Below are 13991 nucleotides of genomic sequence, written 5' to 3'. Positions count from 1 at the left end.
CGGGTTGTTCTTCGTCCGACGGCACAGAACCTGGATCGTACGCTCGATCTCAAGCTCTCGACCGATCAGCGGATCAACCTTCCCGTCCCGCGCCTTCTTGTTCAGATCAACACAGTAGGAGTCCAGCGCCTCGTGGCCCCGGCGCACGACGTTCTCGGCCGCCACGTCCTCGTCGGCGCCGTGAACGGTGCGCTCCTGGGTCTGGCCCTGGACCTTAGCGATGCCGTGGCTGATGTAGTTGACCGCGTCGAGGCGGCTCATCTCCTGCTCCTGCAGGAAGTAGACGGCATGGCTCTCCCGCTCGGAGAACATCGCGACCAGGACGTTGGCGCCGGTGACTTCCTCCCGCCCCGAGGATTGGACGTGGATCGCGGCGCGCTGGAGGACCCGCTGGAAGCCCGCCGTCGGCTTGGCGTCGCCCGGCTGGGCCGTGATCAGGTTGGACAGCTCGTTGTCGATGTAGTCCAGCAGATCACTGCGCAGGCGGTCGAGCTCGACCCCGCAGGCGCGCAGGACCGCGACCGCGTCCGGATCCTCGGTCAGCGCCAGCATGAGGTGTTCGAGCGTGGCGTACTCGTGACGCCGCTCGTTGGCCGCGGCCAGGGCTCGGTGAAGGGTCTGTTCCAGGTTGCTCGATAACACGGGAGGCCTATTCCTTCTCCAGAGTGCATTGAAGGGGGTGCTGGTGGCGACGCGCGTAATCGACCACCTGGGTCACCTTGGTCTCAGCCACCTCATAGGTGTAGACGCCACAGATGCCCACGCCCCGCCGATGGACGTGGAGCATGATCTGCGTGGCCTCTTCGCGGTTCTTGCAAAAGAACTGTTCCAGAACGTGAACGACGAACTCCATCGGCGTGTAGTCGTCGTTCAGCATCAGGACCTTGTACATCGACGGCTTCTTGGTCCTGGGCTTGCTTTCGACGACGACGCCGGTGGCGTTCCCATTGTCCGGGCCCTGATCTTTGCGCTTGTCGGTCATATCCGCGATTGTCTGACGGCACCGTTAACAAAGGATGCCGCGCCGCTCGACGCCGCATCCTGCGAATCATATTGGATTTTACCGGATGGGGAAAAGGGGTGATGGAAGCAAAAAAAGGGCCCGGATGCTGGATCCGGGCCCGGTCGTCCATAATCTGTGGACAAAGCGTCAGACGGCGGTCGGCTTCAGCAGCTTCTCGACCGTGACGTTGACGCGGCTCTGAATCGGCGCGAAGGCGTCAGTGGCGAACTTGACCGACATCTCGGTCAGCTTGCCGGTCTCCGCGACCGCCTTGTCGAAGCTCTCGCGCGCGTAGGCGTTCTGCAGGTCGATGGCTTCCTGCATGGTCTTGGCGCTGAACATCTTGGTCGCCGCGGCAGCGTTGGCCTCGGCATGGGCCTTGGCGAAGCTCATCAGCTCGCGGCTCACGCTCTCCATGCCGACGGCCATGATCTGCCCGGCCTTGACCACGGCGTCGATGTTCTCCTGGCTCATGGCCGAGAAGTCGCCATAGCCGGCGAACATCGCCTTGGAGGCCTTCTTGACCTGCGCGTTGGTAGTCGTCACCGCCCGCTCCACGTTCTGAGCGGCGGCTTCAGTGCCGGTCTTAACGGCGGCCTCGACGGTCTCGACGCCGGCGTCGACGACGCTCTGCGCCACCTCGGTGCCCGCCGCTACGACAGTCTCGGTCTTCTTCTGGGTGCTCCGCGCCGCGGCCCTGGGCTTCTTCGCGGCGGTGCTCTTCCTGACGGCCATACTGGCTTCCTCCTGCTTCGGACCCAGTGCAGCCACCGGGTCGGCGATCTATCCATTGCTGCGTTGCAGCATGGCCCAATAATTAGACCGGACAAGCCCGAAGTCAAGGATTATTGTGCACTGCAACAAAAGAAATTTTGACCCGTATTTGAGGCTCTTGGCGGCTTGCTCCTGGCTTGCGGCCGGCCCGGTCCCGCCCGGGGTCAGAAGGGGTCGCGCAGCCCCAGGCCGCCGCCCTCGAGGCCGTCCTCGCCCACCGTGATCAGGAAGCGCGGGATGTCTCCGCCCCGGTCCTGAGCGGGTCCGTTCGAGCGCCCGAGCTCGATCGGGTCCAGGGGCCGCGGCGGGTTGACCGCCAGGCCGGTGCCGTCCTGGTCCAAGAGCATCGCCGGAAAGCGCAGGTCCTTGAAGGACGCGGCGGGATCCTGCCAGCCCCCGTAGTAGAAGTTACCCTCAATGCAACCGACCACGGCCCAGTAGAAGGCCTTGGAGTTCAGCTCCAGCCCGACCTCCGGCCGGCCGTAGAACCCGGCCTCGGCCAGGGCCTCGCGCAGCTGCGACATCTCCTGGCCGTCCAGCCGGCTCTGCGCCTTCTTCCACCGCCAGGGGGCCAGGATGTCGTCGAGCCGCAGGGTCGAGATCGACGCCTTGCCCTGGGCCCGGGCAGTGATCGAGGCGCTCCCCTCGGCTTCGTCGACCAGCACCTCGTAGCTGCGGATCTGCTCGTCATAGCGGGCATTGTAGACAAAACGATAGGTCTCGGGGCTGCCGGGCTCGCAGTCGGCACGGATATCGTCGCCGCTGACGTAGCTGAACCAGGTGAACTTCTGGGTCGCGGGGGAATCGATCGCACCCTCGTAGACGCAGGCCACGAGGAGCAGACCGCCCGTAACCCCGGCGACGGATCCGACGCGGCGCAGAATTCGGAAGCGCCTAGGCGCCTTCTTCGGCATATCTTGACGCCTTGGAGCGTATGTCATCTTTAGAACATCTCACGAGACTAGAGAATGGTTAACCATTTTGTTCGAAGCTAGAACGCCATTTCTGGACAGCGAATCCAGAATTGCTTAGAGTTTCGGCGTCTTTTAGCGATTCGGCGGTTTTCGGGGACTGGCACTTGACCACTATCTCAGGTGACGGCGTTATCCGTTTTGGCCCTGCGACGCGCGTCGTCGCCTTGGCTCTGGTCTGCCTTCTGGTCGCGGGCGCCGCTCTTCTGACGGCCGCACCGGCGCAGGCGAAATACGCCTCGGTCGTCATTGACGCCGAGACCGGCGAAGTCCTGCACGCCAAGAACAGCAACACCCGCAACCATCCGGCCTCTCTAGTCAAGATGATGACCCTCTACATGGTCTTCGACGCCTTGGAGAAGGGCCGGCTCAAGCTGAATCAGGGCCTTAGGGTTTCACGCCGGGCCGCGGGGATGCCGCCCTCCAAGCTGGGCTTGCGCCGGGGCCAGACGATCCGCGTGAAGGACGCGATCCTGGCTCTGGTGACGAAGTCGGCCAACGACGTGGCCGTCGTCGTGGCCGAGTCGATCGGCGGCACCGAAAGCCAGTTCGCCCAGAAGATGACCAAGAAGGCCCGCAAGCTCGGCCTGAAGCGGACCACCTTCCGCAACGCTTCGGGCCTGCCCAACCGCCGGCAGCTCAGCACCGCGCGGGACATGGCGACCCTGGCGCGGGCGCTGATCCGGGATTTTCCGCAGTACTACCACTACTTCGGCACCAAGAGCTTCAAGTACCGCGGGCGCAGGTACCGGAACCACAACAAGCTGCTGCGGACCTATGCCGGCGCCGACGGCATCAAGACCGGCTACATTCGCGCGTCCGGCTATAACCTCGTGGCTTCGAGCGTGCGCAATGGCCGCCGGGTCATCGCCGTGGTCTTCGGCGGCAAGACATCGCGATCCCGCAACCGCCATACCGCGAGCTTGCTGGACCGAGGCTTCAAGCGCCTGACCCTGATCGCCAAGACCTACCCGCCGCCGCCGCCGCGCAAGCCGACGGCCATCGCGGCCGCCCGCCAAGCGCGCGAGACCCAAACCGCCCTGGTGCCGGTGACGCCTGGGGCGACCCTGCCGACCGCCGCGGCCCCGGCGATCCCGCCGCAACGTCACGGCGGGACCTCGCTGGAGACCGAGACCGTGGCGACCTTCAGGCCGCCGGCGCCGGGCTCGGGGCCCGGGCTGGACCCGCAGGCCCTCCTGGCGGAGCTCAAGGCGGGGCAGCCTCACAACGGCAAGAGGCCCGAGGCCGAGGTGGCGGTCGGCAGCTTGACCGCCGAGGATCTCGCCGCGCAGCCGCTGGCCGGCCCCGGAGCCCTGGCCACAGATGCGGCCGTGCCGCCGCCCGTGGCCGTCGAGAGCGTACCCCTGGCCGATCCGCAGCCGGACCGGAACCCGGTCGCGGCGGCCCAAACGCCGGCGCCGGTGACGGCCAAGCCGGCCGACGCCGCGCCGACACCGCCCTCGAAGCCGGCCACCATCGCGGCGGCCAAGGCCGGGACCTCCCTGGAGAACCAAGTCGTGGAGCCGCGCCGCAAGCCGGGGGCCTACGGGGTTCAGGTCGGCGCCTTCTACCGCTATCGGCCGGCCCAAAAGGCGGCCCAGAAGGCCTTCAGGAAAGCGCCCAAGCTCCTGGCCGAGGCCGAGGTCTCGGTGACCCACGTGCGGGGCGCCCGAGGCAAGCTCTACCGCAGCCGTCTGGTCGGCCTGTCGAAACGCAACGCTCGCCAGGCTTGCCGCAAGCTCCGTTCACTCAAGATCGACTGTATGGTCGTGCGGGTCGGGCGCAGCACCAAGGTCGCGGCCAGTCCGGCGCGGACCTCCGTCGCCGCCAACTGATCGCGGCCGCGCCGCGCCGGCGAGTCAGAAGGCCGGGACCTCCAGCCCGCTCTCCGCGAGCCGCGCCGCCACCTCGGCCTTGAGGCGCGCCAGGCCGGCCTCGTCGCTGGCCTCGCAGCGCAGGACCAGGGCCGGCTCGGTGTTGGACGCGCGCAGCAGCCACCAGCCGTCCGCGCTGCTGACCCGGACGCCGTCGATGTCGTTGACTTCGGCGCCAGCGGCCCGCAGCCGGGCGCCGACCTCCTCGACCACGGCGAACTTGCGGTCTTCCGGGCAGTGCAGCCGGTGCTCCGGCGTGTTCACGACGGCCGGCAAGGCCGCGCGGATCGCCGAGAGGCTCTGGCCGGAGCGGCTGAGGATCCCGAGCAGCCGGACCGCCGCATAGAGCGCGTCGTCGTAGCCGTAGTAGCGGTCGGCGAAGAAGATGTGCGCCGAGAGCTCGCCGGCCAGGGGCGCGGACTCCTCGGCCATCTTGGCCTTGATCGGCGCGTGCCCGGTGCGGTGCATGATCGGCCGGCCGCCGGCCTTGGCGATCTCGTCGAAGAGGACCTGGCTCGACTTCACGTCGGCGATGATCGGCGCCCCGGGGTGGTCGCGCAGGACGTCGCGGGCGAAGAGGATCAGGAGCTGATCGCCCCAGAGCACGCGTCCGGTATCGTCGATCACGCCGATCCGGTCGCCGTCGCCGTCGAAGGCGACGCCGAGGTCGCAGCCCTCCCTGGCGACCAGCGCGCGCAGGTCCGCCAGGTTCTCCTCCTTGGTCGGGTCCGGGTGGTGGTTGGGAAAGCGGCCGTCGATCTCCTCGTAGAGCAGGAAATGCCGTCCGGGCAGGCGCCGGGTCAGATTAGCCATCGCCTCGCCCGCGGCCCCGTTGCCGGCATCCCAGGCGACGCTCAGGGGCCGGTCGCCGTCGTAGTCCCGGACCAGGCGTGCGACGTAGTCCTCGAGCGGCGCAATGGTCTCTTCGCTGCCCTCGCCGGTCTCGAAGTCGCCGGCCTCAGCGATCGCCCCGAGCTCCTGGATCCGCTCGGCGAAGAAGGGCTTGCCGGCGAAGACAAACTTGAAGCCGTTGAAGTCCGGCGGGTTGTGCGACCCGGTGACCATGATGCCGGCATGGACCTCCGGGCGCTGGGCCGCGAAATAAAGCAGCGGGGTCGGTCCCCGGCCGCAGCGCAGCACCTTCAGGCCGCAAGCCTTCAAGCCGGCGGCGACGGCCTCGGCCAGGGCCGGCGAGGACAGGCGGCCGTCGTAGGCCACCGCGACGCAGGCGCCGCCGTCGCGGCGCACCAGGGTGCCGAAGGCCCGACCGATCGCGCCGGCGTCGGCCTCGTGCAGGGTCTCGCCGACGATCCCGCGGATGTCGTATTCGCGCAGCAGGCTGGGCTGAAAGCGATGGCCGTTCATGGCGCCACCTCCGGACCGGCCCCGGTCGAGGCGAAAGGCCGGCCGACGCAGACATAATCGAAGCCGGCGGCCAGCATCTCGGCCGGGTTGTAGATGTTCCTGAGGTCCAGCATCACCGGTCTGCGCATGGACTGCTTCACCCGCACCAAGTCGAGGCCGCGGAACTCGTTCCATTCGGTCAGAATCACCAGGGCTTCGGCCTCCCTCAGCGCGTCATAGGCATCCCGGCACCAGGTCACGCCCTCGAGCAGCTTCCCGGCCTCGGACATGCCTTCCGGATCATAGGCTCTGATCTCCGCCCCGGCCGCCTGCAGCGTGGGGATGATGTCGAGGCTGGGGGCCTCGCGCATGTCGTCGGTGTTCGGCTTGAAGGTGACGCCGAGGACCGCGATGGTCTTGCCGGCGACCGAGCCGCCGCAGTGCGCGATCACCCGCTCCGCCATGCGCGCCTTGCGCGCCTTGTTCAGGCGCGTGACCGTGTCGACGATGGCGAGCGGCGCGCCGACCTCTTCGGCCGAGCGCACCAGTGCCAGGGTGTCCTTCGGGAAGCAGGAGCCGCCATAGCCCGGGCCCGGGTGGAGGAACTTGGCGCCGATCCGGCCGTCCAGGCCGATGCCCTTGGCGACGTCGTGAACGTCGGCGCCGACCTTCTCGCAGAGGTCGGCGATCTCGTTGATGAAGGTGATCTTGGTCGCCAGGAAGGCGTTGGCGGCGTACTTGGTCAGCTCTGCGGATTCCAGGCCGGTGAAGAGGATCGGCGTCTCGATCAGGAACAGCGGCCGGTAGAGCTCGCGCATCATCTGTCGGGCGCGCTCGGTCTCGGCGCCGATCACGACCCGGTCCGGCCGCATGAAGTCGTTGATGGCCGAGCCTTCGCGCAGGAACTCCGGGTTGGAGACCATGTCGAAGTCGGCGTCAGGCCGAACCTTACGGATCTCTTCCGCGACCTTGCGTCCGGTGCCGATGGGCACCGTGGACTTGGTCACGATGACGGTCGGGCCGTTGAGGTGAGCGGCGACCTCCCGTGCCGCCTCAAAGACGTAGCTGAGGTCGGCGAAGCCGTCGCCCCGCCGGCTGGGCGTGCCGACCGCGATGAAGATGGCGCGCGCGGCCTTGGTGGCGGCACCCAGGTCGGTGGTGAAGTCGAGGCGCCCGGCTGCGACGTTGGAGCGAACCAGGCGCTCCAGGCCGGGCTCGAAGATCGGGATCCCGCCGGTCTCCAGTTGGGCGATCTTGTCCCGGTCCTTGTCGACGCAGGTGACATGGATGCCGAACTCCGAGAAGCAGGCCCCCGAGACGAGCCCGACGTAGCCGGTTCCGATCATCGCGATCCGCACGCTGGTCCTCCTCCGGCTCTCGGCCTCAGCCCTTTGCGCCGCCCGGCGTGGCGTAGCGCGCCAGGATCTCCCGCGCCTTGTCCCGAAGGTCGTCCCGGGCCAAGGCGAAGGCGACATTGGCCTCCAGGTATCCGGCCTTGTCGCCGCAGTCGAAGCGCGTGCCTTCGAAGCGCAGACCGTAGAAGTCGACCCGGTCCAAGGTCCCCGCGAGTGCGTCGGTCAGCTGGATCTCGCCGCCCGCGCCCTCGCGGACCCGGTCCAGCTCGGTCATGACCTCGGGCTGGAGGATGTAGCGGCCGATGATGCTGAGGGTCGAGGGCGCCTCTTCCGGCTTGGGCTTCTCGACCAGGCCCTGCGCCTTGGCGAGGCGACCGTCGTCGGAGACGACGTCGAGCACGCCGTAGCGGGCCGTGTGTGCGCGAGGCACGTCCATGACCGCGACCACGTTGCCGCCAGTCTCGGCGTGGACCTCGACCATCTGGGCGAGACAGGGCCTTTTGGCGAGCACCAGATCGTCGGCGAGCAGCACGGCGAAGGGCTCCTCGCCGACCAGCTTCGCCGCGCAGCGGACCGCATGCCCGAGGCCGAGGGGCTCCGGCTGGCGGGTGTAGACCACCGAGCCGGCCGTCTGCTGGGTCTCGGCGAGCAGCCCCATCTCGAGCGTCTTGCCGCGCTGGTTCAGGGTCGTCTCCAGCTCCCAGTGGCGGTCGAAGTGGTCCTCCAGCGCGGTCTTGCCGTGGCCGGTCACGAAGATGAACTCCTCGATTCCGGCGGCACGGGCTTCTTCGACGGCGTACTGGATCAGCGGCTTGTCGACGACCGGCAGCATTTCCTTGGGCACGGCCTTGGTCGCCGGCAGGAAACGCGTGCCGAGGCCGCCGACGGGAAACACCGCCTTGCGGACGGGGAGTGCCATGGCTCGGGTGATTCCGCTTCGCGATGAAAGGTAGCTGGCGGCGGAGTTGTGCCATAGCGCCTGTGGCGAAACAAGCGATCGGCCGCTCCGGTTCCGGGCCCGCAACCTGCGCCGCTGGATCTCGCCTTAGAGGCTATGCCGAAAGGCCCGGTCGCAGGCGAGATCTCGCAAGGCCGGCGCGTCTGCCAGCGGACCGTTACGAGAATCACGGGTTGCGGCCGGCCGAGCCGCCGCCAGAATAGCGCGGGCACCGTCGGGCAGAGGAAAGGCGTCGAGACCATGAGCCTGGGCCAGCGCTTGAACACGATCGAAACCGTCCTGGATCAGCTACGGGTCGCAATCGACCAGGAGAAACTCAAGCTCGCCGCAAAGGGCACGACGCCGCAGATCACCGACATGCTCTACCATGATTTCTGGCGGCGCGTTCAAGCCTTTCGACCGAGGATCGAGAGCATCCGGCGCGAGCTCGCCTCCATGGGACATGCCATCGACCTGCGGCGGCGGGGCCTCTGGAGCCTGCCGCGCGACCGGCGCTATTCCGCGGCGCAGTCGATCGGCGACCATCAGACCCACTTGAAAAGGGTTCAAGACAAGGCCCTCCGCGTGCTGCGGGAGCTCAACGCCCTGGACCAGCGGGGCAGGACCCCGACCGATGCGGACCTGATGAAGAACGTCGTGAAGCTCTTCAAGGAAGGCGACAGCTTCCTGACGGGTCTGAATGCGGAGACGGCCGCACGGCATGTGAAGGACGTCGTCTCGGCCCCGGCGTCGCCCGTGGCGGGCGGCGGTCTCACGACCCTTGGACTCCTCGTCGGCCTGATCGTCGTCTACCTGCGCCGCGGGCCGAGACGCGACTGAGCCGGCCGCGCCGCGCGGCCGTCAATCCCCAAGAAGCAGCGCTTTGGCCTGGTTGATCTTCGCGGCCAGGTAGTCGGAGCCGCCCTGGTCCGGGTGATGCCGCCGCATCATCCGGCGGTAGGCGTCGCGGATCTCTTCCGTTCCGGCGCCAGGCTCAAGGCCGAGGATCCGGAAGGCCTCCTCCCGGGTCATGGGCTCGCCGGAGGCGGCCGCGGGCGCGCCCGCCTCGGACTGCCAGCCGCCACCCAGCCGGCGGTCCAGGTAGCTCTCCAGGATCCGTGCGGACTGCTCGTCCTCCGCCAGGCAATGCCGCCACAACGCGAAGAGGTCCTCTTCGCCGAGCGCCTCCAGCGTCCGACCGGCGTAGGGGCCTTCCAGCACCGTGCCGGAGAGCTCGCCGCTGTCGTGATCGAGCCGCATCTTCAGGAAGCGGGTCGTCACTTCCGAGCCCTGCCCGGGCGCCGGCCCGCGCTGGGCGGATTGCATGCGCTTCAAAGGCCGCATCAGCAGCAGCAGAATCAGGGCCGGCACCAGCAGCGAGGCCAGGGTGAGGCGCCCACCGAGCGCCAGGGCGACGAGCAGCACGGGCCCGAGGACCAGGCCGGCGGCCAGCAGAACCTTGCGGATCTGCGCCGGCGGCGCGGCGATGAACCAGCGCAGCAGAAAGTAGACTGCCGCGACCAGGACCAGTCCCAGAAGGAAGTAGGTGAACATAGCCCGCTCAGGTGATCTGATGGGTCAGCAGGCGAACCACGCCGCCCTTGCGCTCCGAGAAGTCGGCCAGCGCCTTGCGCCCGCCGGCGGCGAAGACCGCGACCGCCGAGAGCAGGTCCTTCAGCTGCTGCGCGCTGCCGGAATCGAAGCTGCAGCAAGCCCCGCCCGAAAGGCGGGCGATCTGCTCGAAGGCGCGCCGGGCGGTCCGGTCGGCACCCTCGTGGAAAAGGAAGCAGGGCAGGCCGAGGACGCCGAGCTCGCCGGCGAGGTTGGCCAGGCGGTCGAGGTCCTCCTCCAGGCAATCGCCGACAAACACCAGGGCGGCGACCTTCTTTTCCTTGGTCTCGCGGATCGCGTGGCGCAGAACCCGTTCGATCTGGGTGTGGCCGCCCAGGCAGGAGACGGCGGTCATCTGCTGGAGCAGGGCTTTGGCCTCGGCGACCCAGGGGCTGGCCTTGAACTCCCGGAATCCCCGGTAGTAGACGAGCTGGATCTCCAGGCCGCCGAGGCTGGCGGTCTCGGAGAACATCTCGGCCTGGATATGGCACGCGCGGTCCCAGGTCGGCTCCCGGCTCGCGGTCGCGTCCATGGCGAAGATCAGGCGTCCCCGTCCCTCGGAGAGGGTCGGCCGTGCCGTCAGGGCGACCTTCTTCAGAAAGGCCTCGACCTCGGCGCCGGAGGAACTGGTCTGAAGGCTCTTGTCCTTGGCCATAGCAATCAAGACGTAGGCTGCCCGGGGCGCCGGGTCCAGAGGCAAGGGCGCCGCTTCAGGCGGGTTTGATCCAAATCGCCGTGTCGTGGAAGACGGCACCGCCGCGCGGCGGGCCGGGATCGGCGCTGACCAGGGCGTTGATTCCGAGGCCCTCCTCGAAGGCTGCGTTGGGCCAGATGCTCTCGACCACGACCACCTCGGGCTGCAGGCCGTCGAAGGCGCGGGCGTGGAGCACGATGGAATCTAGACGGTTGCCCAGGCGCAGGCGATCGCCCTCGGCCAGCCCGAGGGCCGCCAGGGTCTCCGGGTGGATCATCGCCTCCGGCCGGCGCTCGCGCTTCAGAGATCCTGGAGTCTCGGTGAAGCTGGTGTTTAGGTAGCTGCGCGCCGGCGCCGCCACCAGGCGGTAGGGGTGCTCGGGATCCGGCGCGTCGATGTTGCCGTGATGCCCGGCCAAGGCCGGCATGCCGTCATGGTCCGGGCCGACCCCCGCCCAGTCCGCACGGAAGCGGAAGCGGCCGTCCGGCTGCGGAAAGCCATTGAGGAAATGCATCTCCTCGAAAGGCTCAGCGCAGTCCAGCCAGCGGCCGCGATGGATGCTCTCGGCGTCGGGCAGGCCCGAGGCCGCCATGGTCGCCTCGATGATCTCCCAGGCCGTCATCTCGAAGCCCGGGTGCTCGGCCCCCAGGCGCTTGGCCAGGGCGCAGACGACTTCGTGGTTGGAGCGGCAGTCCGGCAGCGGCTCGATCACCGCCTTGGTCACCTGGAAGAAGGTGTGGCCGCTGGCGGTATAGAAGTCGTCGTGCTCCAGAAAGCTCGTCGCCGGCAGGACCACGTCGGCGAAGGCCGCGGTGTCGGTCATGAACTGCTCATGCACAGCGACGAAAAGGTCGTCGCGCGCCAGGCCCTCCACGCACTTGCGCGATTCCGGGCAGACCACGGCGGGGTTGGTGTTCTGGACCAGGAGCGCGGTGACCGGCGGGCCTTCGCCCAGATCCCGCTTGTCGCCGGTGAGGACCGGCCCGAAGCGCGACTGGTCGAGGAGCCGGACCGAGGGATCGAGCCGGTCCAGGCCTTCGACCAGGGTCTTGTCCAGGTGATAGATCGGCCCGTTGCCCCAGAGCGCGCCGCCACCCTCCTCCTGCCAGGCGCCGGTGACCGCGGGCAGGCAGGACGCGGCGTGGACGTTGGCCGCGCCGTTACGCGAGCGGGAGAAGCCGTAGCCGACGCGGATGAAACTGCGCTTGTGGCGGCCGTAGAGCCGGGCGAAGCCTTCGATCGCCTCGACGCTGAGGCCGGTGATCGCGCTGGCCCAGGCCGGGGTGGTCTCGGCGAAATGGGCCTCGACCTCCGGGCTCCAGTCGGTGAAGGCCGCCAGGTAGCCCCGGTCGGCGAAGCCCTCCGTCAGCAGGACGTGGATCACGGCCGCCGCCAGGGCGCCGTCGGTGCCGGGCCGCAGCGCGAGGTGCAGGTCGGCTTGCTCGGCGGTCCCGGTGCGGTAGGGATCGACCACGACCAGCTTGGCGCCCCGAGTCTTCCTGGCGCGCGCGATGTGGGTCATGACGTTGACCTGGGTGCTGACCGGATTGCCGCCCCAGACCACGATCAGGTCGGAGAGCGCGATCTCGCGCGCGTCGACCCCCTTCTTGGCGCCGACCCCGGCCAGCCAGCCGGACTCGGCCAGCATGACGCAGATCGTCGACCACTGCCGGGAATAGCCCTTGACGTGGCGCAGGCGCTCGATGCCGTCGCGCTGCACATGGCCCATGGTGCCGGCGTAGAAGTAGGGCCAGACCGCCTCGGGACCGTGCTTCTGCTCGGCCTTGAGCAGGCCCTCGGCGACCAGGTCGAGGGCGTCGTCCCAGGCGATCGGCTCGAAGGCCTCGATACCCCGGCCCTTGTCGCCGACCCGGCGCAGCGGGGTCGCCAGGCGCTCAGGGTGATGCACCCGCTCGGCATAGCGCGCGACCTTGGCGCAGACCACGCCGGCCGTGTAGGGGTTGTCGCGGGCCCCTCGGACCTTGCCGATGCGAGTCGGCGAGAGCCGCTCGACCTCGAGCGCGCAGGTGCTGGGACAATCGTGCGGGCAGGTCGACTGCACGAACTGGACGGCGGCGCTGTCGGGCATGGCTCCTTCCGCTTCTTGGATCCCGCCGACAATCTATCCCCGGCGCCGAAGGCGCGCAATTCGGCAGCGGCGACCACAGTGCCGCCGAGAGGAGCGGCTACCTGATGTCGATCGACTTGACGACCTGCTTGATCGCGCCGTCGTCGAGTGGCTGCCCGGGGTCCGCGCAGTAGTAGCCCACGACCTGCTGGTCCCCGGCGCCTTCGCTGGCCCCCCAGAGCTGCTGGAAACTGACGCAGCGGACGTTGTCGAAGTCGAAGCTTCGATGGCTGATCCGGCCGAGCCCGTTCACCTCGGACTTCAGGGGACCGACGCTCACCGCCTTGTCCTTGAAGCTCTCGGAGCTCTCCACCAGGTCCTGGGGGTCGACGTCGCGCCGGAAGTGGTAGCCCGGGCTGGTGCGGTAGTACTGCACCATGGCCTTGGCATGGCGGGCCTTCGGCCCGACCCACATGGCGTTCTCGACGAGCAGCGACTGTCGCTCGTTGTAGGACCGCATGAACCTCACGTTTTGGTTCTCAAGCCCCGGCGCGCGAAACACGATCGCGCTGTTCTCGGCGTCGAGCGCCTGCCATTCGCGCCCCAGATCCTCCGCACAGGCGGCGAGCCCGGCGACCAGGGAAACCAGCAGGCCGACCCCGCCGGCGCGCGAGGGACTCATGACGCCTCCAAGAGCTCCGCGATCAGGCGCCGGAAGACGGGCGCGGCCTGGGCCCGGGTCATTCCGGCCTCAACCGAGGGATGATAAAGGATTCGCACCGCGAGTTCATCCCATTCGCTGAAAGTCTCCTGGTCGTGGGCCGGAGACAGGATCGAGCGCACAACCCCAGAATGATAGCGAAAGCCGAAGCTGTGCATCAGCTCGTGCGCGACGCAGCGCTGCACCCGCTCGGGATCCGCGACGCTGATCTCGATATCGGCCTGCTTCAACTCCCTGCCGGTCGAGCGCAGGCCCACATAGCAGGGCACGTATTCTCGGTTGGCCAGGAAGTCGGGATCGGCCTTGAAGCTCACCGTGACGTTGGCGTCCTGACCCTGGTCCAGATAGGCGACGGCCACCCCGGTCAGGCGCGTGAAGACCTCCAGATGCTCCTGGACCAGAGTGATTCGCTCGGGCGTCTCCCCTTCGAGGAAGGCCACCCGCAGAGGCTCGTCCCAGCGCGCCAGACGTCGGTCGCGCCGCGTCACCGGGTCCAGGGGGCCGCCGAAGGAGATCTCGTCCACGAAGCGGTAGATCCGCTCCCGGCGCTGTTCGGAGGCCTGGCAGGCGGCCAGGGAAAGGACGGCGCAAGCAAAGGCAGCGGCCAGGGCGCGGCGCGGGGCGAGTCCCATCGGGCGG

At 68.4% G+C, this 13991-nt stretch carries 14 protein-coding genes; 2 read left to right on the top strand and 12 right to left on the bottom strand.

Annotated elements, in window-relative coordinates; genetic code table 11:
• The 4 genes from QNJ30_26095 to QNJ30_26080 all read right to left on the bottom strand — a co-directional run.
• The coding region (locus QNJ30_26095; GenBank protein MDJ0946937.1) for a Clp protease N-terminal domain-containing protein at window positions 1-642 on the bottom strand (642 nt) is incomplete at its 3' end.
• Between the two features lie 7 nt (window positions 643-649).
• The gene (gene clpS, locus QNJ30_26090; protein MDJ0946936.1) at window positions 650-982 is read right to left on the bottom strand and encodes an ATP-dependent Clp protease adapter ClpS; all 333 of its coding nucleotides are present in this window, start codon (window positions 980-982) and stop codon (window positions 650-652) included.
• A gap of 168 nt (window positions 983-1150) precedes the next feature.
• The gene (locus QNJ30_26085; protein ID MDJ0946935.1) at window positions 1151-1738 is read right to left on the bottom strand and encodes a phasin family protein; all 588 of its coding nucleotides are present in this window, start codon (window positions 1736-1738) and stop codon (window positions 1151-1153) included.
• Window positions 1739-1941: 203 nt separating this feature from the next.
• Window positions 1942-2691 carry a hypothetical protein gene (locus QNJ30_26080; GenBank protein ID MDJ0946934.1) on the bottom strand — a complete coding sequence of 250 codons (750 nt, stop codon included), beginning with the start codon at window positions 2689-2691 and terminating at the stop codon, window positions 1942-1944.
• 224 nt (window positions 2692-2915) lie between these two features.
• Between QNJ30_26080 and QNJ30_26075 the strand changes: the two genes are divergently transcribed.
• A complete protein-coding gene (locus QNJ30_26075; protein MDJ0946933.1) occupies window positions 2916-4583 on the top strand; it encodes a serine hydrolase in 1668 nt (555 codons plus the stop codon).
• Between the two features lie 24 nt (window positions 4584-4607).
• Here the strand turns inward: QNJ30_26075 and QNJ30_26070 are convergent, their stop codons facing one another.
• From QNJ30_26070 to galU, 3 genes are read right to left on the bottom strand one after another with little or no spacing between them, the layout of a single operon-like run.
• The gene (locus QNJ30_26070) at window positions 4608-5987 is read right to left on the bottom strand and encodes a phosphomannomutase/phosphoglucomutase (GenBank protein ID MDJ0946932.1); all 1380 of its coding nucleotides are present in this window, start codon (window positions 5985-5987) and stop codon (window positions 4608-4610) included.
• The gene (locus QNJ30_26065) at window positions 5984-7324 is read right to left on the bottom strand and encodes a UDP-glucose/GDP-mannose dehydrogenase family protein (GenBank protein ID MDJ0946931.1); all 1341 of its coding nucleotides are present in this window, start codon (window positions 7322-7324) and stop codon (window positions 5984-5986) included. Before QNJ30_26065 ends, QNJ30_26070 begins: the two co-directional genes overlap by 4 nt.
• A 25-nt stretch (window positions 7325-7349) precedes the next feature.
• Window positions 7350-8240, bottom strand: coding sequence for a UTP--glucose-1-phosphate uridylyltransferase GalU (gene galU, locus QNJ30_26060; protein MDJ0946930.1), 891 nt, complete (start codon window positions 8238-8240; stop codon window positions 7350-7352).
• A gap of 279 nt (window positions 8241-8519) precedes the next feature.
• Between galU and QNJ30_26055 the strand changes: the two genes are divergently transcribed.
• Complete coding sequence (locus QNJ30_26055) at window positions 8520-9098, top strand: hypothetical protein (GenBank protein MDJ0946929.1); 579 nt, start codon at window positions 8520-8522, stop codon at window positions 9096-9098.
• 21 nt (window positions 9099-9119) lie between these two features.
• On the opposite strand, the gene QNJ30_26050 is transcribed toward QNJ30_26055, so the two are convergent.
• From QNJ30_26050 to QNJ30_26030, 5 genes are all read right to left on the bottom strand, one after another.
• Window positions 9120-9812 carry a DnaJ domain-containing protein gene (locus QNJ30_26050; protein MDJ0946928.1) on the bottom strand — a complete coding sequence of 231 codons (693 nt, stop codon included), beginning with the start codon at window positions 9810-9812 and terminating at the stop codon, window positions 9120-9122.
• A gap of 7 nt (window positions 9813-9819) precedes the next feature.
• The gene (locus tag QNJ30_26045; GenBank protein ID MDJ0946927.1) at window positions 9820-10569 is read right to left on the bottom strand and encodes a VWA domain-containing protein; all 750 of its coding nucleotides are present in this window, start codon (window positions 10567-10569) and stop codon (window positions 9820-9822) included.
• 10 nt (window positions 10570-10579) lie between these two features.
• Window positions 10580-12652 carry a molybdopterin-dependent oxidoreductase gene (locus QNJ30_26040; protein ID MDJ0946926.1) on the bottom strand — a complete coding sequence of 691 codons (2073 nt, stop codon included), beginning with the start codon at window positions 12650-12652 and terminating at the stop codon, window positions 10580-10582.
• Window positions 12653-12749: 97 nt separating this feature from the next.
• The gene (locus QNJ30_26035) at window positions 12750-13313 is read right to left on the bottom strand and encodes a hypothetical protein (protein ID MDJ0946925.1); all 564 of its coding nucleotides are present in this window, start codon (window positions 13311-13313) and stop codon (window positions 12750-12752) included.
• On the bottom strand, window positions 13310-13984 hold the full coding sequence (locus tag QNJ30_26030; protein ID MDJ0946924.1) for a DUF2927 domain-containing protein: 675 nt from the start codon (window positions 13982-13984) through the stop codon (window positions 13310-13312). The genes QNJ30_26035 and QNJ30_26030 overlap by 4 nt, the downstream gene beginning before the upstream one ends.
• Window positions 13985-13991: the final 7 nt, after the last annotated feature.

Source organism: Kiloniellales bacterium (genome assembly GCA_030066685.1).
Classification (GTDB): domain Bacteria; phylum Pseudomonadota; class Alphaproteobacteria; order Kiloniellales; family JAKSBE01; genus JAKSBE01.
Note: the sequence above shows the minus strand (reverse complement) of the source record. Positions and strands in the feature narration are given on the sequence as shown.